Source organism: Aurantibacter sp. UH7 (assembly GCF_056839165.1).
This window is the reverse complement of sequence record NZ_CM166388.1, coordinates 760,298-782,670: the sequence shown is the minus strand read 5'-3', so window position 1 is coordinate 782,670 and position 22,373 is coordinate 760,298. Positions and strand designations below refer to the sequence as shown.

20 protein-coding genes are annotated in these 22,373 nt (G+C 33.1%); 10 read left to right on the top strand and 10 right to left on the bottom strand.

Annotated features, from left to right (window positions below; all coding sequences use genetic code 11):
- Positions 1 to 2: 2 nt before the first annotated feature.
- From UH7x_RS03330 to UH7x_RS03305, 6 genes are all read left to right on the top strand, one after another.
- On the top strand, positions 3 to 1,988 hold the full coding sequence (locus UH7x_RS03330; protein WP_482362301.1) for a transglutaminase: 1,986 nt from the start codon (positions 3 to 5) through the stop codon (positions 1,986 to 1,988).
- Positions 1,954 to 2,280 (top strand): nucleotide pyrophosphohydrolase, encoded by a 327-nt coding sequence (locus UH7x_RS03325; protein WP_482362300.1) that lies wholly within the window; start codon positions 1,954 to 1,956, stop codon positions 2,278 to 2,280. The genes UH7x_RS03330 and UH7x_RS03325 overlap by 35 nt, the downstream gene beginning before the upstream one ends.
- Before the next feature lie 117 nt (positions 2,281 to 2,397).
- Complete coding sequence (locus UH7x_RS03320) at positions 2,398 to 3,627, top strand: 3-phosphoshikimate 1-carboxyvinyltransferase (protein WP_482362299.1); 1,230 nt, start codon at positions 2,398 to 2,400, stop codon at positions 3,625 to 3,627.
- An 87-nt stretch (positions 3,628 to 3,714) separates the two neighbouring features.
- The gene (queA, locus tag UH7x_RS03315; protein WP_482362298.1) at positions 3,715 to 4,764 is read left to right on the top strand and encodes a tRNA preQ1(34) S-adenosylmethionine ribosyltransferase-isomerase QueA; all 1,050 of its coding nucleotides are present in this window, start codon (positions 3,715 to 3,717) and stop codon (positions 4,762 to 4,764) included.
- A gap of 74 nt (positions 4,765 to 4,838) precedes the next feature.
- The gene (gene rlmN / locus UH7x_RS03310; RefSeq protein WP_482362297.1) at positions 4,839 to 5,879 is read left to right on the top strand and encodes a dual-specificity RNA methyltransferase RlmN; all 1,041 of its coding nucleotides are present in this window, start codon (positions 4,839 to 4,841) and stop codon (positions 5,877 to 5,879) included.
- Between the two features lie 93 nt (positions 5,880 to 5,972).
- Positions 5,973 to 6,950, top strand: coding sequence for a polyprenyl synthetase family protein (locus UH7x_RS03305; protein ID WP_482362296.1), 978 nt, complete (start codon positions 5,973 to 5,975; stop codon positions 6,948 to 6,950).
- Positions 6,951 to 6,954: 4 nt separating this feature from the next.
- On the opposite strand, the gene UH7x_RS03300 is transcribed toward UH7x_RS03305, so the two are convergent.
- Positions 6,955 to 7,191, bottom strand: coding sequence for a zinc-ribbon domain-containing protein (locus UH7x_RS03300; protein ID WP_482362295.1), 237 nt, complete (start codon positions 7,189 to 7,191; stop codon positions 6,955 to 6,957).
- Between the two features lie 136 nt (positions 7,192 to 7,327).
- Here UH7x_RS03300 and dnaG point away from each other — a divergent pair, with 136 nt between their 5' ends.
- Positions 7,328 to 9,307 (top strand): DNA primase, encoded by a 1,980-nt coding sequence (gene dnaG, locus UH7x_RS03295; protein WP_482362294.1) that lies wholly within the window; start codon positions 7,328 to 7,330, stop codon positions 9,305 to 9,307.
- A gap of 57 nt (positions 9,308 to 9,364) precedes the next feature.
- On the opposite strand, the gene UH7x_RS03290 is transcribed toward dnaG, so the two are convergent.
- Both UH7x_RS03290 and nadE read right to left on the bottom strand, forming a co-directional pair.
- Positions 9,365 to 9,994: a response regulator gene (locus tag UH7x_RS03290; protein WP_482362293.1), complete on the bottom strand. Its 630-nt coding sequence runs from the start codon at positions 9,992 to 9,994 to the stop codon at positions 9,365 to 9,367.
- Between the two features lie 169 nt (positions 9,995 to 10,163).
- Entirely contained in the window at positions 10,164 to 10,952 is a 789-nt protein-coding gene (gene nadE / locus UH7x_RS03285; RefSeq protein WP_482362292.1) for an NAD(+) synthase, read from the bottom strand.
- 77 nt (positions 10,953 to 11,029) lie between these two features.
- On the opposite strand from nadE, the gene gldB reads away from it, so the two are divergent.
- Positions 11,030 to 11,992, top strand: a complete 963-nt coding sequence (gldB, locus tag UH7x_RS03280) for a gliding motility lipoprotein GldB (protein WP_482362291.1) — start codon at positions 11,030 to 11,032, stop codon at positions 11,990 to 11,992.
- Positions 11,992 to 12,327, top strand: a complete 336-nt coding sequence (gldC, locus tag UH7x_RS03275) for a gliding motility protein GldC (RefSeq protein WP_482362290.1) — start codon at positions 11,992 to 11,994, stop codon at positions 12,325 to 12,327. The genes gldB and gldC overlap by 1 nt, the downstream gene beginning before the upstream one ends.
- Positions 12,328 to 12,341: 14 nt before the next feature.
- On the opposite strand, the gene UH7x_RS03270 is transcribed toward gldC, so the two are convergent.
- Together UH7x_RS03270 and bla are read right to left on the bottom strand one after the other, a co-directional pair.
- Positions 12,342 to 13,970 carry a metallophosphoesterase family protein gene (locus tag UH7x_RS03270; protein WP_482362289.1) on the bottom strand — a complete coding sequence of 543 codons (1,629 nt, stop codon included), beginning with the start codon at positions 13,968 to 13,970 and terminating at the stop codon, positions 12,342 to 12,344.
- A 1-nt stretch (position 13,971) separates the two neighbouring features.
- A complete protein-coding gene (bla, locus tag UH7x_RS03265; protein WP_482362288.1) occupies positions 13,972 to 14,715 on the bottom strand; it encodes a subclass B1 metallo-beta-lactamase in 744 nt (247 codons plus the stop codon).
- A 46-nt stretch (positions 14,716 to 14,761) separates the two neighbouring features.
- Between bla and UH7x_RS03260 the strand changes: the two genes are divergently transcribed.
- On the top strand, positions 14,762 to 15,136 hold the full coding sequence (locus UH7x_RS03260) for a GTPase (protein WP_482362287.1): 375 nt from the start codon (positions 14,762 to 14,764) through the stop codon (positions 15,134 to 15,136).
- On the opposite strand, the gene yihA is transcribed toward UH7x_RS03260, so the two are convergent.
- The 5 genes from yihA to UH7x_RS03235 all read right to left on the bottom strand — a co-directional run bounded on the left by yihA (position 15,133) and on the right by UH7x_RS03235 (position 22,368).
- On the bottom strand, positions 15,133 to 15,756 hold the full coding sequence (gene yihA / locus UH7x_RS03255) for a ribosome biogenesis GTP-binding protein YihA/YsxC (protein WP_482362286.1): 624 nt from the start codon (positions 15,754 to 15,756) through the stop codon (positions 15,133 to 15,135). The two genes, UH7x_RS03260 and yihA, sit on opposite strands and share 4 nt — an antisense overlap.
- 12 nt (positions 15,757 to 15,768) lie before the next feature.
- On the bottom strand, positions 15,769 to 16,533 hold the full coding sequence (locus tag UH7x_RS03250) for an alpha/beta fold hydrolase (RefSeq protein WP_482362285.1): 765 nt from the start codon (positions 16,531 to 16,533) through the stop codon (positions 15,769 to 15,771).
- A 103-nt stretch (positions 16,534 to 16,636) separates the two neighbouring features.
- Positions 16,637 to 18,397, bottom strand: a complete 1,761-nt coding sequence (locus UH7x_RS03245) for a hypothetical protein (RefSeq protein WP_482362284.1) — start codon at positions 18,395 to 18,397, stop codon at positions 16,637 to 16,639.
- Positions 18,398 to 18,400: 3 nt separating this feature from the next.
- Positions 18,401 to 19,603: a DUF4249 domain-containing protein gene (locus UH7x_RS03240; RefSeq protein WP_482362283.1), complete on the bottom strand. Its 1,203-nt coding sequence runs from the start codon at positions 19,601 to 19,603 to the stop codon at positions 18,401 to 18,403.
- Entirely contained in the window at positions 19,603 to 22,368 is a 2,766-nt protein-coding gene (locus UH7x_RS03235; protein ID WP_482362282.1) for a TonB-dependent receptor, read from the bottom strand. Before UH7x_RS03235 ends, UH7x_RS03240 begins: the two co-directional genes overlap by 1 nt.
- Positions 22,369 to 22,373 lie beyond the last annotated feature (5 nt).

Sequence of the window (22,373 nt, the reverse complement as noted above, 5' to 3'; positions counted from 1 at the left end):
CTATGACAAAGACTTCAATATTATTAGTGCTGGTTTTTATATGTTGTGTTCAATCACAAGCTCAAGAATTAAAATTTGGAAAGGTTACAAAAAGTGAACTTTTAGAGAAAGTATATCCCAAAGATTCTTCAGCAAATGCTGCTTATTTGTATCGTTATCGCAATTCTTACTATGAGTATAATACGAGTGTCGGGTTAGAATTAATTACTGAGATTCAAGAGCGAATAAAAATTTATAATAAAGATGGTTTTAAGTATGCTACCAAAATTATAAACCTATATAAGAGTGGTAGTACCGATGTTGAAATTAGTGGGCTTAAAGGATATTCTTATGCGTTAGTTGATGGTGAGGTTGTAGAAACTAAACTAGATAAGTCATGTATATTTAAGTCAGAGTATTCTAAAAATATAAATCAGGTAAAATTAACAATGCCCAATTTAAAAGAAGGCTCTGTTGTGGAATATAAATACAGATTAAAGTCTCCGTTTATACAAAGTATTAGTGAATTTAGATTTCAAGAAGAAATACCTATTCGAAAGGTAGAAGCCTCAATGCGAATTTTTGATTATTTTAAATTTAATCAGCGACATAAAGGTTTTTTAAGTATAAAACCTGTAACTACCAGTGTTTTGAATAATACATTAAATGTAAATGCAGTAAGAACAGAGTTTAATTTAAATGATATTCCTGCATTAAAAGAAGAACCATTTGTAACTAATATTGATAATTACCGGTCTGCCGTTAAGTTTGAAATTGAATCTCTTGAAATACCGGGTTCTACGTTTAAGAATTTTTCTAAATCTTGGGATGATGTTGTAAAAAGTATTTATAACAGCAGTTCTTTTGGAGCTGAATTAAAAAAGAAAAAATATTTTGAAGATGAGTTAGATGTTGAATTGGCCACAATAAGTGATCAAAGAAAGCGATTAGATATTGTTCTTAATTTTGTTCGAGAGAAAGTCAAGTGGAACGAATATATGGGTGTAGGATGCGATGAAGGTGTGAAAGATGCGTATAAAGAGAAGTTAGGTAATAGTGGTGATATTAATTTAATGATAGTAGCAATGTTAAAATATGCAGGTATTAATGCATATCCAGTATTAATAAGTACTCGTGACAACGGTATTCCACTTTTCCCGACTATCCAAGGATTTAATTATGTTATTGCATCAGCGAAAATTAATGGTAAAGAATACCTCATAGATGGCACAGACCCTTATAGTACAGCTAATATATTGCCATTACGAGCATTAAATTGGTGGGGTAGAATGGTTTCTGATACTGGAACATCGACTATGGTAGAATTAGCTCCAAAAAAGAAGTCAGTAGATTTATCAATGTTAAATATAACTTTAAATGAAGATGGCTCAATAGAAGGTAATTGTAAACAGCGTTATACAGAGTATAATGCAATGCTTTTTAGAAAAACATATAATAATAGTACTGAAGATAGTTTTTTGGAAGAATTAGAAAAAGAGAATGATGATATAGAAATTTCAAATTATGAGCTTAAATATAATGAAGACTTATTAAAACCCATTGTTCAATCTTATGACATTTTTAAAGAGGATGTAGTGGATCAGGTAGATGAAAAATTATATTTTTCGCCGCTTTTTTATAAATCTGTTTCAGAAAATCCATTTAAATCTGATAAAAGAGAATTTCCGGTTGAATTTGGTTACCCTTGGGAAGATAAATTTGTGGTTAAAATAAAGATACCTGAAGGTTATCAAGTGGAATCTATACCAGAAACTACTATGCTTTCTTTGCCAGAGCGAATGGGAGATTTTAAATATGATATTACTGAACAACAAGGTTTTTTAGTAGTAAATAGCGTAATATCTTTAAATGCCAGTTTAGTACCTTCTCAAGAATATCAATTATTAAAAGAATTTTACAATCAGTTGGTTCAAAAACAATCAGAAAAAGTAGTTTTGTCAAAAATGACTAATAATGGGATTGAAAACAGCGCAGCAGGAGGTAGATAATTGGATTAAAGACCATGGAGTTCGTTATTTTAATGAACTTACGAACATGGCACAACTTACAGAAGAAGTAGGTGAGGTGGCGCGCATAATAGCTAGGCGTTATGGTGAGCAGAGTGAAAAAGAATCTGATAAGAATAAAGACTTAGGTGAAGAATTGGCAGATGTACTTTTTGTAGTGCTATGTTTGGCGAATCAGACTGGTGTTGATATTGAAGATGCTTTTTACAAGAAACTCGACTTAAAAACAAAACGAGATCACGATAGGCATCAAAGCAATGAAAAACTGAAATAGTTTATCTTTGTTGAATAGATTGTTCTATAATTGGAGCAATAAAAGTAATCTTGAAAATATTCATTTTTAAGATGCTTATAAATTAGCTACTATTCAACTCAAAAAGAGAAACAAGCATTGAAATTACACCTCGGCCCACCTCCACAAAACCTTCTTAAAGCTAATATTAGAATTACAGGCTCAAAAAGCGAATCAAATCGATTGCTTTTGTTAAAAGCGTTATTTCCTAATATAAAAATTGAAAACCTTTCAAATTCTGATGATGCTCAAGTAATGGCGAAAGGCCTTGCTGTAGAAAATGGAACTGTAGATATTCATCATGCAGGTACTGCCATGCGTTTTTTAACAAGTTATTTTGCATCACAAAATGGGAAAATGGTTTTGCTTACTGGGTCGCAACGAATGACGGAAAGACCTATTGGTGTTTTAGTTGATGCCTTACGGGCACTTGGCGCTCATATCGAATATGCAAAAAATGATGGGTATCCACCTTTAAGAATTAAAGGTTCAACTTTATCAAAAAATAAAGTGAGTATTCCTGCTAATATTAGCAGTCAGTATATCTCATCATTATTAATGACTGGTGCAAGTCTTCCAAATGGTTTGGAGTTGGAGTTGGTAGGTAAAATAACATCTGTGCCATATATTAAAATGACTTTGGCATTGTTAGATCAAATTGGTGTTGAAAATTCTTTTGAAGGTAATTTGATAAAAGTAAGTCCTAAAGAAGAAGTAAAAGATGATACGTTAGTTGTGGAGTCCGATTGGAGTTCTGCTTCTTATTTCTATAGCATTATAGCCTTAAGTGAGGTGGGTAGCGAAATAAAACTATCGGCATACAAGAAGAACAGTCTGCAAGGTGATAGTATTCTTGCTGAGATTTATAAAGAATTTGGTGTTTCTACAACATTCGAGTCGAATGAAATCAGCATAAAAAAGATTGCGAAAGTAGAACAATCAACTATTGAATGTGATTTGTCAAATGCACCAGATATTGCGCAAACTATTGCTGTTACTTGTTTTGGACTGGGTATTGGATGTTATTTAACAGGATTACATACCTTAAAAATTAAAGAGACAGATAGGTTAGAGGCGTTATATACTGAACTCTCTAAGTTGGGATGTGTTATTTCTGTAACAGATAAAAGTTTAACTATTGATGTAACTTCAACGATAAAAAGTGGTGTTGCGATTGATACGTATAACGATCATAGAATGGCCATGGCGTTTGCTCCACTTGCAATGAAAACGGAGCTTTTTGTAAATGATGCTGAGGTAGTTTCGAAATCATACCCCGATTATTGGAAAGATTTAAAAAGTCTAGAATTTGCGGTTACAGAGATATAGTTGTAATTAAACATCAATTTACTTGACAACGCCTATTTCCAGATTGTATATTTGCAGCCGCAAAAATTGCTAATCTAAATACGATAAATGAAATTATCAAACTTCAATTTCGAACTGCCCGATAACCTTTTGGCAGAGTATCCTGCAGAAAATAGGGACGAATCAAAATTAATGGTCATCCATAGAGAAACGGGTAAAATTGAACACAAGATGTTCAAAGACATGATTAATTACTTTGATGAAGACGATGTAATGGTCTTGAATAATACTAAAGTTTTTCCCGCTAGATTGTATGGTAACAAGGAGAAAACTGGTGCTCGTATCGAAGTTTTTTTATTGAGAGAACTTAACGAAGAACAACGTCTTTGGGATGTTTTAGTTGATCCAGCAAGAAAAATTAGAATTGGTAATAAATTGTATTTTGGTGATGACGAAACGTTAGTTGCTGAAGTTATTGATAATACAACCTCTAGAGGTAGAACCCTTCGATTTTTATATGATGGGTCTTATATAGACTTTAGAAGAAAACTTAGAGATTTAGGTCAAACTCCTTTGCCTAAGTATATTAAGCGTGATGTAGAGGCGGAAGATGAGGATCGTTACCAAACTATTTATGCAAAGCATGAAGGTGCAGTAGCAGCTCCAACAGCTGGGTTACACTTTTCTAAGCATTTGCTAAAACGTCTTGAGATAAAAGGCGTGAAATTTGCTGAGCTTACTTTACATGTTGGTTTAGGTACTTTTAACCCTGTTGAGGTTGAAGATTTATCTAAACATAAAATGGATAGTGAAGAACTTATTATTGATGAAAAAGCAACAGAAATAGTAAACGATGCTAAAGAAAGAAAACGTAGAGTTTGTGCTGTAGGTACAACAGCTATGCGTGGATTAGAAAGTGCTGTTTCTTCACAACATACCTTAAATACTTTTGATGGTTGGACGAATAAATTTGTTTTTCCACCGTATGATTTTAGTATTGCAAATGCAATGGTGACTAATTTTCACCTACCTAAATCTACTTTATTGATGATGGTTTCAGCATTTATGGGTCACGATTTAATGAAAAAAGCATATAAAGAAGCAATTCTTGAGCAATATAAGTTCTACTCGTACGGTGATGCGATGTTGATAATATAAATTAAATTTCAATGTAAGAATCCCGCTTTGCTAATGCATTAGCGGGATTTTTTTATTGCACTATCTTTAATATAATGAAAACGGATAAGAAAGACATAAGAGCGTTAACAAAAGAGCAATTGCGTGATTTTTTTGTCTCTCAAGGTGATAAGTCCTTTCGAGGTAATCAAGTTTATGAATGGCTATGGCAGAAATCTGCACACTCTTTTGAGGCTATGACAAACCTTTCTAAGGAAACCCGTCAAATGCTAGAGGATAATTTTGTAATCAATCATATCAAGGTTGACCTTATGCAACGCAGTAGTGATGGTACAATTAAGAATGCCGTTCGTTTGCATGATGATTTGGTGGTAGAATCTGTTTTAATTCCAACTAAAACGAGAACTACGGCTTGTGTTTCTAGTCAAGTTGGCTGTAGTTTAGATTGTAAATTTTGTGCAACCGCCCGATTAAAAAGAATGCGCAATTTAAATCCAGATGAGATTTATGATCAAGTTGTTGTTATAGACAATCAAAGTAAACTTTATTTTGGTCGTCGCTTGAGTAATATTGTTTTTATGGGGATGGGAGAGCCTTTAATGAACTATAATAATGTTTTAAAGGCAATTGACAAGATTACTTCAGATGAAGGACTAGGGATGTCTCCAAAGCGTATTACTGTTTCCACTTCTGGTGTACCTAAAATGATTCGTAAAATGGCTGATGATGAAGTGAAATTTAAGTTGGCTGTCTCCTTACATTCGGCTATTGATGAAGTGCGGACTTCCATAATGCCCTTTAATGCTAATTTTACATTGGCAGATTTACGTTCGTCATTAGTATATTGGTACGAAAAAACGAAAAGTCGTATCACTTATGAGTATGTTGTTTGGAAAGGGATAAATGATACACAGGAGGCTGCTAATGCTTTAGTAGACTTTTGTCGTTTTGCTCCTTCAAAAGTCAATTTAATTGAATACAACCCTATTGATGATGGTGATTTTAAGCAAGCCCCAGACAGTGCAATTCAGATATATGTGAATACATTAGAAAGAAATGGTATAACTGTTACGGTCCGTCGATCGCGAGGTAAAGATATTGACGCTGCTTGTGGGCAATTGGCTAATAAACAGTAAATCTGAATTCATGTTGTATAACCAGGGCTTATCGTCCTATTTTAACTATTTTTACATTTACACATGAGCCTTTATTTAATATCGCAATAACTGTTGAAAATAGTATCCCAAATAAAAGAACCGATTGAAAAAGAAATGGAGCTTTTTGAAGCTAAATTTCTTGAGTCTATGACGTCTAAAGTTGCGCTTTTAAACCGAATTACATATTACATTGTAAACAGAAAAGGAAAACAAATGCGGCCCATGTTCGTGTTTCTTACCGCTAAATTATTGAACAATGGTGTGGTAAATGACCGAACGTATCGTGGTGCTTCTGTAATTGAATTAATTCATACAGCCTCTTTGGTGCATGATGATGTAGTAGATGATAGTAACAAACGCAGAGGATTCTTTTCTATTAATGCCTTGTGGAAAAATAAAATTGCTGTTTTAGTTGGCGATTTTTTACTGGCTAGAGGTATGTTACTTTCAGTTGATAATGATGATTTTGATTTGTTAAAAATCATTTCTGTGGCAATGCGTGAAATTAGTGAAGGTGAACTTTTACAATTAGAAAAGGCTCGTAGACTGGATATTACTGAAGATGTCTATTATGAAATTATCCGTCAGAAAACGGCAACACTTATTGCAGCTTGTTGTGCACTTGGTGCTTGTTCTGTTAAACCCGATAGTCTGGAAGTAGAGAAGTTTAGGAAATTTGGAGAACTATGTGGTATGGCCTTTCAAATAAAAGATGATCTTTTCGATTATGGTGCGGCTAAAATAGGAAAGCCTATAGGTATTGATATTAAGGAGCAAAAAATGACGCTTCCATTAATTTATGTTCTAAACAATTCTTCGAAAAAAGATAAGAGTTGGTTGATTAATTCGATAAAGAATCATAATCGTGATAAAAAGCGCGTAAAAGAAGTAATAGCATTTGTTCAAGCTAATGGCGGGTTGGATTATGCCGTTGAAAAAATGCTAGCGTTTAAAGAAAAAGCATTACAATTATTACAAGATTACCCCGATTCGGATTATAAAAATTCACTAGAGCTTATGGTGAATTATGTGGTTGATCGTAAAAAATGACAAATTAAATTTCCTGTTTCATTTCTTCGGAAAATTCATTCTCAAAATATACCCTTTTACAATGAGAACATTCGATAATCGAATTATTTGAAATTTTAAAAATTTTTATCCAGAAAAAATGAAACCAGTTACTAGTTTTCGATAAGGTTAGAGTGCCAATTTGCTTACAATGAGTGCAAGAAACTGAATCGAGTGTTTTTATTTCTGTTTTACCTGGACGTGTTCCGAGAAAAAATATCATCTTTTAAATAGATTATGAATAAAAATAATAAATTCAAAACTAGTTTGTGATTAACTTAGAACTATAAATGGGCTTTTTAGAAAGCTAGATTTTAGCTTATATTTACAGGCTATAATAGTATTAAATAAAATATAATTTGATATCAAAGTCAACAATAGACCAAGTTTATGAAACCGCCCGTGTTGAGGAGGTTATTGGTGATTTTGTACAATTGAAAAAGTCTGGGACCAACTTTAAAGGTTTAAGTCCGTTTACGGACGAACGTTCACCTAGCTTTATGGTTTCACCAGTTAAGCAAATCTGGAAAGATTTTAGTAGTGGTAAAGGAGGCAATATTGTTGCTTTCTTAATGGAACATGAACATTTCACCTATCCTGAAGCCATAAAATATCTTGCTAAGAAATATAATATTGAGATAGAGGAGACCGAACGTACTGACGAAGAAAAAGCGGTAGCAGATGAGCGTGAGAGTATGTACTTGGTTTCAGAATATGCAAGTAAGTATTTTCAAGACACTTTAATTGATACGGAACCTGGTAAGGCAATTGCCTTAACTTATTTCAAAGAGAGAGGGTTTACTGATGAAACTATAAAAAAGTTTAGTCTTGGTTATTGTTTGGATCAATGGGATAGTTTTACCAATACCGCTCTCGATAAAGGATACAAACTTAATTATCTTCAAAAAACAGGTTTAACCATAGTAAAAGAAGATAATTTTGATGCTGGTAAAACCAAAAAGTTTGATCGTTTCAAGGGGCGTGTGATGTTCCCCATTCATTCCATGAGTGGCCGGGTACTCGGATTTGGCGGCCGTATTCTAACAAATGATAAAAAAGCTGCTAAATATCTTAATTCTCCAGAAAGTGATATCTATCATAAGAGTAAGGTGTTGTACGGCATTTACTATGCTAAACAGGCGATTGCAAAAGAAGATAATTGTTATTTGGTAGAAGGTTATACTGATGTTATTCAATTTAATCAAAGAGGTATCGAAAATGTGGTGGCTTCTAGTGGTACTGCCTTAACACCAGAACAAATTCGATTAATAAATAGACTAACAAAAAACATTACGGTGCTTTTTGATGGTGATGCAGCAGGTTTACGTGCTTCTTTGCGTGGTATAGACCTTATACTAGAGCAAGGAATGAATGTTAAGGTTTGCACCTTTCCAGAAGGTGAAGATCCCGATAGCTTTTCTAAGAATAATTCTTACGATGAAGTAGTTGAGTATCTTGAGAATAATTCCAAAGATTTTATCCAATTTAAAGCATCTATATTGATGCAAGAAGCATCGGATAATCCTATAAAAAGGGCAGATACGGTACGCGATATTGTAAATAGTATCGCTAAGATTCCTGATCAAATAAAAAAGGAAATTTATATTCAGGAATGTGCTCGTATTATGAAAGTTTCTGAAAATGTTCTTTTTAATACCCTGGCCCAAATTGGTAAAAAAGACCAATCGGATCAACATAAAAAGGCACGTCAAGGTCAAAAAGCTTTTGAAGTTGTTAAGCCAGAACCTGTTGCAGAAAAAGTAGATGTGCAATATGAGTTAGAGCGAAAAATTATTGAAATGCTATTGCTCTATGGAAATGAAAAACAGCTTTTCGAAGATTTGGTTTTAAAGGAAAATGAAGAGGGTGATTTGGAATTGGAACCTGAATCTTCTGAAGTGAAAGTATACGAGAAAATTTATTTGGACTTACAAGAAGATGAAATTGAATTGACAAATGAGCAATTTCGTGATATCTACTATAAACTGATTGCTGAATTGAATGAAAAAGAGAATTTTTCAATTAATTCCTTTCTAGCAGAAATTGATCAAGATTTAGTCACAGAGATTTCTTCCATTTTAATGGAAGAAGAAAAATATAGTCTACACAATTGGGAGAGTAAGCAGATTTATCCGAAAGGTAAAAAAATAGGTGTATCACAGTTGGTTAGTGAAACAATACTCACATTACGTTGTTTTCTTATAAAAAAGAGAATGGAAGCACTGCAAATGAATACTGAAAACAAAAATGATGATAATCGTGAGACTTTAGAAGAGATTGTAAATTATTTACAACTAAACATGTTGCTCAATAAAAAGCTAAATAGAGTTTTGTCATAAAAAAAAGCCCCATCTGTCGGTAACAGATAGGACTTTTCAACCTTTTTGGTAAGGTATTTAGTATAACTCTAAAGCTTTTGCTTGTTGTAAAAGGTCAACCATATTGTCAACATTTAACTTTTTCATCAAACGTGCTTTGTATGTGCTCACAGTCTTTTCATTTAAGTTAAGACCTAGAGCTACATCTTTATTTCGTTTTCCACTAGCCAATAGTTTTAAAACTTCAACTTCTCTTGTAGATAGTTTTCTGAAAAATCTTCTTGGTTTTTGGGTGCCTTCATCAAATGCTAAGCGCTGTGCAAGTTCATTTGTAATGAACATATTACCTTCAGCAACTTTTTTAACAGCTGATACTATATAATCTACTTCCGATGTTTTTGCTAGGTATCCGAAAGCACCTGCTCTAATAGAACTTAAGGCATAAACATCTTCAGATTGTCCACTGTACATAAGTACTTTAATATCTGGAAATGATTTTTTAATCTTCCGAAGTGCAGCTATTCCATTTATTTCAGGAATGTCCATCTCCAACATTACCACGTCAGGTGTTGTATTTTCTAGTTTTTCAAAAAGCTCTCCGGTAGTGGAAACATCACCAACAACTTCAAAGCCATTTGCTGCTTCCAGAACGCTTCTTACTCCCATTCTCACGATAGGGTGGTTGTCCGCTATTAAAATTTTAATCATTTTGATATTTTTTGGGATAAATTGAATCCCTTAATGGTTGTCTATAAATACTGACATCCAATGTAAGGTTTATTTATCTAATTTGGTAAACAAAACTCCTAATTTTTATCTAAAAAACACTATTTTCTAAATTATATTCGTTTTATATACCTGAAATTCAGTTGAGTGGTTACTTTAATGCACTAGGGATAGTGCAAACAGGTATAGGAACCATCTTGTGTTTGTTAGCAGAGTTTAGTTTTGTAAATATAAGAAAAACCTTTTTTTCTCGGTCAGTAAAATCATTTTCCGTTTTTCCTTCTTCTTGCATTTGCATTGCCCACTCTAATTCCGGGTAAGAAGCACCAATTTGATCTTCGTCCGTACGATCATCACCCCAAAGTCCATCAGTTGGAGCTGCTTCTTGTATATCTACATTTATATTTAAGAATTTTGCGATTTCGTATACCTCAGTTTTTAACAAATCGGCTATTGGACTTAAATCAACACCACCGTCACCATACTTAGTGTAAAATCCTACGCCAAAGTCCTCTACTTTATTACCTGTACCTGCAACAAGGTAACCATTTAATGCTGCAAAATAGTACAGTGTAGTCATTCGTAAGCGTGCTCTTGTATTCGCTAAAGACATAAAACGCTCTTCTTCATTTACTACTGGTGGTAATGCCTCAATAAGACTATCAAACACAGGAGTAAGGTTTACTGGTTGTCTTTTAACCGAATTGTAATTCGATTTTAACCAATCAATATGTTTAGATGCGCGTGTAACTTGGTTTTCTGCCTGATGTATGGGCATTTCTAGGCAAAGTAGCTCAAGACCCGTTCTAGCACATAAAGTAGATGTCACTGCAGAATCTATTCCTCCAGATATCCCAATTGTAAAACCTTTAATTCCAGCCTTGGTGGCATAATTTTTAAGCCAATTTACAATATGATCAACAACTTTTTCGGTCTGCATGAAGAATTCATTTAACTTTGTTCGCTAAAAATAACGTGTAGCAACGAAAAAATAAAATGAACTTACAATTACTTTACATGCTTAGACGAATTTTTACTTTATTCTTAATATCTATAGCTATTTTTTCATGTAGTGATGAAAATAAAGTGAATGAAGCTATCGAAAAAATTCCGATGGATTTAAAAATTGTGCGTTTTGATCGCGAATTAGCAGCAACCACTGCAGCAACTTTTTCTGAAACAAAGAAAAAATACCCCTATTTGTTTCCTGCACAGTACCCAGATAGTATTTGGATTCAAAAATTAGATGATACCATACAAATAGAACTTTTAAATGAAGTAGGTAAGGCTTTTCCTGATTTTGAAGATGAAAAAGTAAATTTAGATCTGCTTTACAAACATATTAAGTATTACTTTCCTCGTATAAATGGACCAAAAGTTTTAACAGTAACCTCTAATGTTGACTATCGTAATAGAATTATTTTAACTGATAGCCTATTGTTAATTGGTTTGGATAATTATTTAGGCTCAGATCACAAGTTTTATCAGGGTATGCAGAAATACATTGCTGCCATTTTAGATGAACAATTTATCACCAGTGATGTTGCCGGTGCTTTTGCAACTAAAGTATTAAACTACCCTACTGAGCGAACTTTTCTTTCCAAAATAATATACTACGGTAAAATCCTTTATTTAAAGGATAAGCTTTTGCCCAATATAACTGATGCACAAAAAATTGGTTATTCTGAAGAGCAGTATGATTGGGCTATGGCTAATGAAGAGCCTATTTGGCGTTATTTTGTGGAACACGAATTATTATATAGCACTGATAATAAATTAGAGTTAAGTTTCTTAGATCTTGCTCCATTTTCCAAATTTGGACTTGAACTTGATAATGAGTCGCCTTCGAGGTTAGGTAGATATATCGGATGGCAAATAGTTAAAGCTTATATGGAAAAAAACGAAATAACTCCGCAACAACTTTTACCTTTGTCTGCTGAAGAAATCTTTAAGGAGGCTAACTATAAACCTAGAAAATAATGGCTGAATTGCATAAATCTCAAATTACACTTACGGTTGGTCTTGATGAAAACCGGGTGCCAGAGAAATTAAATTGGTCTGCTCAAGATGGCGGTATAAATAATGAAGAGGCAAAAGCCATGTTGCTTTCTGTGTGGGATAGTACGAATAGAGAATCACTAAAAATTGATCTTTGGACAAAAGATATGCCGGTTGATGAAATGAAAATATTCTTTCATCAAACATTAGTCTCACTTTCTGATACCTTTATGAAAGCAACACAAGACGAAAAAATGACGGCTACAATGAAAGATTTTTGCGATTATTTTGCTGAGAAATTAGAATTGAAAGAATAGATTTTAATTAATTACTATTCTCTAATAGATACTGTCATGGGCCAACCTTCAAACTGTTGCGCTTCTGCTTTCGTAACATCAACATATCTTGGCCAGCATTCGAAAGTTGCTGTCTGTGCATTTTTATTAAAATGAATTAGACCGTAACCACCGCCTTTTGAACTACTCTCTGGGTTTACATAGGCCATCATGCTTATTTTGTTATTAAAGCCATCTAAATAATCCCCCGTCCATGGTAGTGTTGTGTTTTTATTTGGGTTTGCACCAGCTTTTTCATCCAAGGGCCACCACCATCGGCTGTAATAGTCATTCACAATAGCAGGAACTATAAACGACCATGGTCCGTCACCATGTTCTTTAATACCTTGTTTAATTATTGTAGCCAAATGTTGATCGCCTGCAATATGTACTGCGTTGGCCTTCTTAATCTTTTCTAAAGCCTTATTGCGACCAGTTTGTGGCCAGCCATTAGAATCTAAGTCAGCATGTAGCCTGTTTTCTATCTGACCATGTATATGTGCACCTCCACAAAACCCAGTTTGTGATAGTACTACCTTAACTGCATCGGTATTTGTAGCACCCCATTCATCTAAAAATTTTAATTGACGCTCGCCTAACAACTTTAGCTCTGGTAAATCTATGGAATCTGGGTCGTAATCTGGATTCCGAATATGATCTGGTCTAGGTCCCTGTTGGGGAATTTTCCCATTGGGACCCGTTTTAAACTTTCGATCTTCCAAAATTGCAAAATCAACTCCTCCCCAAAGTATATTAGTGTAATAAACTTGAATTCCTTGCTCAACAGGGGTAGCGTCATACGGGTCGGGTAAGTGCGAAGTTTGACAACGTTCAACCATCTTGACATATTCAGGGTGATAGGTATATCCGCCATCATTTGATCCTTTTTCAATCGATTTTTTTCCATTTTCACCCCATAGATTTCCTTGTCCAATGTCATGATCATCTGGTATTGCTACTGCTGGTCTATTTCTAAAGGTTTCGCGAAACTGGAGTCCAAATTTCAACCAAGCAGCAGTATGTTCGGTATGGTCGTACGATTGATCGCCTGCGAAAAATATTAAATCAGGATCTTGATGATTTATATTTCTAACATAATTCTCTCGCATTCCTCGATCTTTGTTAGAGTTACACGAAAGTGCAGCTAAAGAAATTTGTTCTCTATCTTTCGGATTTTTTCGAATCAATCCTTCAAATTGCGAATTATCTGAATGCCGAATTCGGTATTTTATATCCTTAGTGTCATCCCAATTTTCAATTCTAAATAAAGTAGACCAGCCTAAATCGTTAATTGTTTGTTTTTGAATTTCTTCCCATTTATCATTATTGAGAATCTCTAAGCGGACTTCTCTTGTTTCTTCTGGATACAAGGGATATAATTGAGCACTTAACTTTAAAGTGTTGTTAGAGACTGTGTATATTCCGAAAGCAATAACACTGTCACGATTAACTTTTAAGTCTATTATTGGGTTTTCAGCTCGGTTCCACCAATCATTTATGGCTAAGGTGTCCACATTAGAAAAAGGTGCAATGACTGGTGGTATTTGCGCTTTAGTTGTATTTACTTCTGATTTGCAGCCGAATATAAAGGTGAATAAAAGAAAGGCAATCGATAGATTTTTCATTTTAATTTACTTTAAAAAGTTCAATTGTATAATCAAGCAATTCAGAATTTCCAAAATTGCCATGACCAGGAACAACGGTTGTTACAGTAGGGTAGTGGTCTTTTATTTTTTGTATAGTATTACTCCACTCATTTGTATTTGCATCTTCAAGATTTCCTTTAGAGGCATTTAATGATTTTATCATGCAGCCACCATAGATTAGATCTTCGCTAGGTATGTAACTTATAATGTTGTCTTTAGTGTGTGCCTCACCTAAAAATGTATTTAAAACTATATCACCGCCAATCGTTAATTCATTTTTTAGGTCAAAACCATTATTAGGAATAGGATATTCTTTTGATTTGGCTAAGGCAATTGTTTTGTTACTTGCATATGATGGAATCTTGAAACTATGAAATGCTTCAAGACCACCTAGGCAGTCAAAATGATGGTGATTAACTACCACCGCTTTAATTTCTGATTGTTTAACTTCTAAAATCCATCTTATTAATTCTTCCGACACCTCATTACTGGTTGGTGTATCAAAAACTACAGCTTCCTTATTTTTTATAAGTAGTAAGCCATTACAGGCTACTTTTCCAAAATCAGTGGTGTTTAAATATGAAACATGCACATAGCTATTTGCGGAAATAGAAATTATTTTTAAGTTTTCTGTACTGTAAGCTTCTGATATAGCCTGAGACTTACCCTGCAAATGAATTAATGTGATTAAAAGAAAAAGAAATTTAATTCTGAAGAATAACATTGATTAGTAAATTTGACTGATAAATATATAGTTTTAATACCCAATTATGAAGCCCAATAAAATTCATAAACTGATTTTTGTGTATAATGCTGAAACTGGTTTCCGAAACCAATTGATAGATGGAGCACATAAAATATTGAGTCCAAGTACCTATGATTGCCAGTTATGCGCAATTACCTTTGGAGCTTTTACTGAAAATTATACTTGGAAAAATTTTAGAAAAACTTCTGAAATTGATATGGAGTTTTTATATAAGGATGAATACAGAAAAAAATATGCATCAAAGTTTAGTCCTAAGTATACTTTTCCGATTGTACTAGGTCAAACAGATAATGAATTAGAAGTTGTTATAAAAACAGAAGAATTGAATGCTATGGTAGACTCTGAATCCCTTATTAAATTTATTAGCGAACGTGTTTAGAGGGTATCTTTCTGACGTTGATAGAAGTCATTATTTATTGATGTAATAAATTCTAAAACATTATCGCGGCCAATATTTTTAGATGAAGATGTAACGAAGTGTTGCGGTGCTTCTTCCCAAACACCAGTTATTAATTCTTTAAGGTATGCATTTACGTTTTTTTCTATAACCTTTGGTTTCAACTTGTCCGCCTTTGTGAAAATAATGCAAAATGGAATCTGATTCTCACCTAGCCATTGCATAAACTCCATGTCTATTTTTTGGGGCTCATGTCTAATATCTACTAAAACAAATGAACAGACCAATTGTTCGCGTTGTAAAAAATAATTAGTGATATATTTTTGGAAGGTCCTTTTGTCTTTTTTTGACACTTTGGCATAACCATACCCAGGTAAATCTACTAGAAACCAATTATCATTAATTTTAAAATGGTTTATTAGTTGAGTCTTTCCGGGTCTTCCAGATGTTTTTGCTAAACTTTTACGTTGCGTAAGCATATTTATTAAAGAAGACTTGCCCACGTTTGAACGACCAATAAAGGCATATTCGGGTATCGTTTCTTTAGGGCATTTTGCCACTTCTGTATTGCTGATAATAAAGTTCGCTGATTTAATCAACATGGAATAATAATCTTAAAAGCCTCTTTTAGTAAGCCAATTATCTAAGATTTCATTGAATCTCTCTGGGTGCTCCATCATTGGAGCGTGACCGCATTTCTCAATCCAAAATAGCTCTGAATCGGGTAGTAATTCATCAAATAACTTCGCAACATCTGGCGGTGTAACCGTGTCATTTTCTCCCCAGATAATGCAAGTTGGTGTTTTCATGTCTGGTAAATCATCAGACATATTATGTCGAATAGCACTTTTAGCGATTGCAAGTGTCTTTAGAATTTTATTACGATCATTAACAGTTGCAAAAACTTCGTCAACGATTTCTTTGGTGGCTATTTTTGGGTCGTAAAAAACTATTTCAGCTTTGGCTTTTATGAATTCATAATCGCCTCTTCTTGGATAGCCATCACCCATTGCACTTTCGTAAAGTCCCGAACTTCCTGTGATTACTAAAGCTTTTACCATTTCAGGAAAAAGTTTTGTATGTAAAAGACCGATATGACCACCCAATGAATTACCTAAAAGTATAACATCAGTTAAACCTTTAAATTCAATAAATTTTTCTAAAAATTTTGCGAATTGCTTGACGTTGGTTTTTAACATCGGCATATCGTAGATAGGTAATTCAGGTATAAGTACTTTATATCCTTTTTTTGGAAAATAATTAATTACACCTTCAAAATTACTCAATCCGCCCATTAGGCCGTGTAAAATAATTATTGGGGTACCTTCCCCAGTTTCAATGTATTTAAATTTTCCTTCTGAAATTAAGTTTTCATTCATTCAAGAGCGAATCTAATCTTAAGACAAATATAGGCAATTACCTATAATAAGAGTTAAACATAAATGTAACACATTTAATAACTTTATCAGGAAAAATATGTTCTTATTCTATATATATGTATTCTACCATTGAAATTGGCTTGCCATTTTCAGTAAATCCTTCAATAGATATCTCATAGGTTCCAGTGTTGTCTGATGTGTAAAATTCAAATGAGTAATTCTCATTCAATTCCACTTTAGGTAACCATAATAGTTGTTGTCTAAAATCGGCTATATGTTTCTTATTCAAGAGATTAATTCCCGAATAATCTTGAAAGTAATATTCTTTTACTGAAAGAGTGCCTTTCAAATTAACATTTAACATGTTGTTGGTTATTAATTGCGGTGTATAATCACCTTCTTTAGTTTCAACAGAAAATATACCCTGATATTTTTTTGGTCCAATATAATATTCACTTCTAGCTATCCCAATCCGTTGTATTTTTTTCACATCATAATTGAAAAGATCTGATGAATTTTGAACTAAAATATTATCGATTAATATTAATGGGGTGTCATTAGAATCGATGAAGAAATGATCGTTTTCTCTAATTTGTATTTTGTACTTTCCTTTTCTTTTTTTAACCAACACATTATCTAATATTTCTATTAGTGTTTCTTCTAAACTTGAAAATCGCGTATAGTCATCAAGATTATAGACTTCGTCAAATATTTTATATATGGGTGTAGTGTTTTTTAATTGCACTAAGCTATCTGACTTCTGTTCATAAAAAGCATTTTCAATTTGATTGTAAATACTCCGTTTTTCTAATAAATTGTTTAGCATTTTCGAAACTCCAATGTCTGAAAAATGAAAAGAGTTTATGTTAATAGCTGTTGTATCTAAAATGATTTCATAGTTATCATTTTGAGTGTCTATTATTTTAAAAAATAGTTGGTTACTTCTACTGCTGTTATTTAGGTTAAAAAAGAAAGCACCATTTTTATTCGATTGTGAAATTTTCGTAAAACCTGTATCTCCACTAGTTGATAAGCTAATGTTTTGATTTGTTACAGGCTGCCCGTCTGATTTGTTGATTATTTTACCAGAAATAAGTTCTCCTCGAAGTTCAGGTAGAAAAATAGATGTATTATTTTCTAGTGAGAAACTATCTGTGGACTTGTTTGTAATTGAAATTGATTTATTCTTATGAAATGGTCTAGTAATTGAATCTTTTTTTCTGACCGAAATAGATACGCTAGCCCTTTCGTTTTTGGCTAATGCGTTTACCTTTATTTTAACCAATTCTCGTTTTTGATAATATTTTTTTGGAAGTATTATTTTGTTGCTTATAGTTTTTTTTGTTTCTGAAACAGTATTATTAAGACTATCTGTTTTTGAATGATTAATCGTTAATTGGTCAGAATTATCGGTGCCTTCAGGCATTTCTTTAAAAGGGTTTATAATTGCTATATCTGCAATAAAAAATGAATTGACTCTTAAGTTCCGCATCCAGTTAGTATAACCCACAAGTTTATAATGACCTGTATCTATGTTTATTGGTATAAAGAAATCACCTTGCCCTAAACCGTTAGTTAAGCTAATTTTATGCTTAAAAATAGTTTGTCCATTCTTATCTACTAATTCAACGTACCCAATTTTACTGATTTTAGTTGGCGATTGGTCTTTATTATTTAAACAGTACATCTTATAGTATAGATATTCTCCAGACAGTAAAAGATTGTCATTGTAATGTATGAATACCTGTTCTTTTTCAATAGAATTAAACTTAACTAACTCTTCATTTGATTGCAAGCGATATTGTCCCAAAATTCCATTAGGTATCAATAATATTAGTAGGATTAAAAGAATTGTTTTTTTCATATGTTATTCAATCCAAAATTCAGGTATTTCTGCGCTACCTAAAACCGTACAATCACCACAGGCCCTCGGAGCAACAATATAAGCCTCTACGGCACCTGTCATGGCATTTGTAATATTATTTACGTAACTAACCGTGTTTGCTTTAACGTATTGATATACCGAAGGTTCACCACTAACCGGATATGTTGTTTGATTGCAATCACCAATATAAGGGGGCAAACTTTCTTCAGGATAGAAATCAGTATAGTCGATAAAAGTTCGCTTCTCCGATACCGATGAAACTTCAAAGAAGCCCACAACACGTTCGTTATCATTCTCTACTGAATAGATATTTCCATTTATAAAACCTGGTTGGCTTTGTGAGAATAAACTTTCTGAGCCTGAGAAGTCTTGTAATTTTTTGTAAAAATTGTATGCCTGTTGTGAAATTACATGTTGTTTAATTAAAATACTGTATCTATGAGAGAAAATATAATTTTCTTGATTTAAAAAACGTACCTCGAAATTAGAAACACGATCCTCTGCTGCACCAGAAGTTTTAGTAAGTATAATTGAATTTGAATAATCAGTCGAATAACAAATACGTTCTTCTTTATCTCTATTAACTATGGCAACTAATTGTTGTTCATCGGAGGCAACTACTAGTTGGTCTGGTATCCAATTTGGTGCAATTATCTTATATGTTTCTTCATAATCGTAACGATAATAAACGGATTTCCCTGTTGGATCATAACTGTCTACGGAAATAGAAACACCTACATTGCCTGTTTGCGTTGTTGTTTTTACCGAAGTAATATTTTCTATTTGTGTTGTCTGGGGCACTGAAACAGCACTTGATGAATATGCCTTACCTGATGTAGTGTTTATAAATAATTGATAGGTGCGACCAGTTTCTGCCTTAAAAGCAACATCTGAAATGTAAGTGCCAGCTTCAGTTTCAGTAAAACTGAATGTTTGCTGATTGTCGTCTGTGATTTTAACTATAGCATTTTGTTCTAGTGTTACCTCACCTTGCTCTGCTGAAGACCTACTTAGAATAACCTCATGATTTTTAATTTCATTGGTAAGCACGGCTTCTACAACAAGTAAACTTTCAGTTTGTGGTAAAAGGTCAGGTGAATATGGTTCTGTACAGGTACTGAAAAGACATCCTATAAAAACAAATAGAATGCTAGTTGAATAATATGTAACCTTATATTTTCTCATTAAAATTTAAAATTATAGGTTATTGTAGGAACGGGTATAGCAAAAATTGAGCTTTGATACGCTTTTAAAGTTCCATCTTCTGTTACAAAAAAGACCGAGTAAGGGTTGTTTCTTCCTAAAACATTATACACTGAAATATTCCAAAAGCTATGTGCGAATTTCTTAATCTTATGATTTCCTTCAATATTGAAACTTAAATCTAAACGATAAAAATCTGGAATGCGAAATTTGTTACGATCACTATATAAGGCATATTCTGAACCATTTAAAATGTAAGAACCAATAGGGTATGTTACGGGCCTTCCAGTCTGATACACAAAGTTTGCAGATAAACTAAATCTTTTAGTAAACTTATAGTTTGTAACTAAACTGAAGTCATGCGGTTTGTCGAAATTCGAGGGAAAATATTCGCCGGCATTAATTTGTTCTTCAGGAAATTCACTAGCTAATTTTGTAAATGAACGTGAATAGGTATAGCCGAGCCAACCATTTAATTGACCTTTGTTTTTTTTAAGTAATAGTTCTACACCATAAGCTTTGGCTTCACCTTGTAAGACTTCGGTTTCTATAGATTCGTTTAATAACAGTTGTGCGCCAACTTTATAGTCTAAAATATTGGCAGTTTTTTTGAAGTAACCCTCTAAACTTAACTCATAAGTATTAGTATTAAAATTCTTAAAAAAACCTAATGAGATTTGTTTTGCTCTTTGTGGCGCTATGTTAATGTCGGATAATTTCCAAGTGTCGGTAGGTGATACCGTGGTATTACTTGAGATGGTATGAATGTATTGGTTTGAGTTGTTATAGCCAGCTTTTATAGATAAACTAGGACTTATTAAATACCGTGTTGATGCTCTTACTTCGAGTCCACCATAGGTATTTATTATTTCGTTACTATCAAATTCTTTTATCTCAGTTAATGTGCCTTGGTCTTTTGGTAAACCATTTTCATAAATATTTTGCGAAGATTTGCCCAGGGCAGCATAAAAGGAATATCGCAAACCAAGGTCCACAGATAATTTCTTGGATAGTGTAATATTATCCGAAATAAATAATGCTGATTCCCAGCCTTTTTCATTTTCAATTTCTAAAGGCGCTACTATTGATGTGGCGCCTTTTGGTTCTACTCTACCTGGGCTAACAAGATACAATTTGCTGGAAAGACCATAATTAAATTTATGAGTTCTACTATATAAATTTAAAAATTTCAACTTTAATTCGGTCTCATTTATTTTGTATCCTAAATTAAAATTTTGGTCAGCATTGCCGTCAAAATCTATATTAAAGCCATATTGACTATTTGCTAATAATGCATTCATAGATTTTTTATCACTTAGTTTTTTATTCCAATTCAATGAAACTAAACGGTTGTCATAACTATAAACAGAATCTGAAGTAATACTAAATGCATCTCTACTGTAATATGCGGTTGCAGAAATGTTATTTGCTTCGTTAAGCTGTGAATTGTATTTAGTAACAATATCGAAGAATGATGCCTTGCTATTTTTTAAAGATTCCTCATCTAAAGAATTTAAAATCCAATTCGAATAGGTGCTTCGTCCGCCTAATAACAGCCCAGATTTTTCTTTTACAATTGGAATTTCAAGCATTAAATTGCTAGTTACTGGTCCAATAGAGGCTTCGCCAGAAAATTTTTCAGTATTTGCATCTTTAGTATTAATATCAAAAACAGAAGATAACCGTCCACCAAATTCTGCTGGAATACTTCCTTTATAAATTGTTACACCTCCAGTAGTAAAGGGGTTTAAGGCTGAGAAGACTCCGAAAAAATGAGATGGGTTGTAGATTACTGCATCATCTAATAATATTAAATTTTGGTCTGTACCACCACCACGAACATTATAACCTGAAGCTCCTTCGCCAGCATTTGTAATACCAGGAAGTGTGATAGCGGTTTTAAGAATATCCCGCTCACCTAATACTAAAGGAATTGTTTTTATTTCAGCTACATCAAGTTCAACTACCCCTGTTACAACTGTTTCAATATTTTTTAATTGATTACTTTCTACAACTACTTCATCTAATTGTTCTACATTTTCTGCCAAATTAAAATTTAGTTGACCATCGTTGTACATAATAATTTTCTTCTCCGAAGTTTCAAAACCAATTGCTTTGGTCTGAAGGATGGACTGTCCAGCTGGTAATTCAATTTTATAATAACCATTTTCATCAGTACTTACACCTCGAGCTCCACCTTTTATAATAATCGCTAAATTTTGTATTGGTTCACCCGTCATAGTATTAATGACTGTGCCTGTTAAATTGAATTTTTCTTGATTAGAGCTGCGTTGTTCCCTGCCAATTCTAATGGTTTTAGTATTAGAAGATTTATCTTCTTTTGCAGTCAAATAAAAGTTTGGAATTTTGGTGTCGTCCTCAGAAGTCAAAATTGATGATATAATAGAATCCTGATAAAAGCTAGCATGTAGTTTGTCTTTTATAATTGCATTTTGGGTTAAAACGATTTTATTTGTTTCAAGAAAATAGAAGTTGATGGTCGTATTTTTAAAAATATCTTCAAGAATGTAATTAATAGAAGTATTTTGATAACTACCGGAAATAAGTTCATTACCAAGCCATGCTTTGCTGTAATAAATGTGGACGTCGGCAATTTTCTCTAGCTGCAGAAGTACATTTTCCCTATTTGCATTAGTATAATTGATAGAAATCGCATCAGTTTCTTTCTGAGCATATGAAAATTGAATAATGAAAAGTAAGAGAAGAAAGGTGTAAACTAGTTTCAATATTC

Coding starts and splice junctions, on each gene's coding strand:
- UH7x_RS03330 (WP_482362301.1), top strand. CDS start 3: ATGACAAAGACTTCAATATTATTAGTGCTGGTTTTTATATGTTGTGTT.
- UH7x_RS03325 (WP_482362300.1), top strand. CDS start 1,954: ATGGGATTGAAAACAGCGCAGCAGGAGGTAGATAATTGGATTAAAGAC.
- queA (WP_482362298.1), top strand. CDS start 3,715: ATGAAATTATCAAACTTCAATTTCGAACTGCCCGATAACCTTTTGGCA.
- rlmN (WP_482362297.1), top strand. CDS start 4,839: ATGAAAACGGATAAGAAAGACATAAGAGCGTTAACAAAAGAGCAATTG.
- UH7x_RS03300 (WP_482362295.1), bottom strand. CDS start 7,191: ATGATATTTTTTCTCGGAACACGTCCAGGTAAAACAGAAATAAAAACA.
- UH7x_RS03290 (WP_482362293.1), bottom strand. CDS start 9,994: ATGATTAAAATTTTAATAGCGGACAACCACCCTATCGTGAGAATGGGA.
- nadE (WP_482362292.1), bottom strand. CDS start 10,952: ATGCAGACCGAAAAAGTTGTTGATCATATTGTAAATTGGCTTAAAAAT.
- gldB (WP_482362291.1), top strand. CDS start 11,030: ATGCTTAGACGAATTTTTACTTTATTCTTAATATCTATAGCTATTTTT.
- gldC (WP_482362290.1), top strand. CDS start 11,992: ATGGCTGAATTGCATAAATCTCAAATTACACTTACGGTTGGTCTTGAT.
- UH7x_RS03270 (WP_482362289.1), bottom strand. CDS start 13,970: ATGAAAAATCTATCGATTGCCTTTCTTTTATTCACCTTTATATTCGGC.
- bla (WP_482362288.1), bottom strand. CDS start 14,715: ATGTTATTCTTCAGAATTAAATTTCTTTTTCTTTTAATCACATTAATT.
- UH7x_RS03260 (WP_482362287.1), top strand. CDS start 14,762: ATGAAGCCCAATAAAATTCATAAACTGATTTTTGTGTATAATGCTGAA.
- yihA (WP_482362286.1), bottom strand. CDS start 15,756: ATGTTGATTAAATCAGCGAACTTTATTATCAGCAATACAGAAGTGGCA.
- UH7x_RS03250 (WP_482362285.1), bottom strand. CDS start 16,533: ATGAATGAAAACTTAATTTCAGAAGGAAAATTTAAATACATTGAAACT.
- UH7x_RS03245 (WP_482362284.1), bottom strand. CDS start 18,397: ATGAAAAAAACAATTCTTTTAATCCTACTAATATTATTGATACCTAAT.
- UH7x_RS03240 (WP_482362283.1), bottom strand. CDS start 19,603: ATGAGAAAATATAAGGTTACATATTATTCAACTAGCATTCTATTTGTT.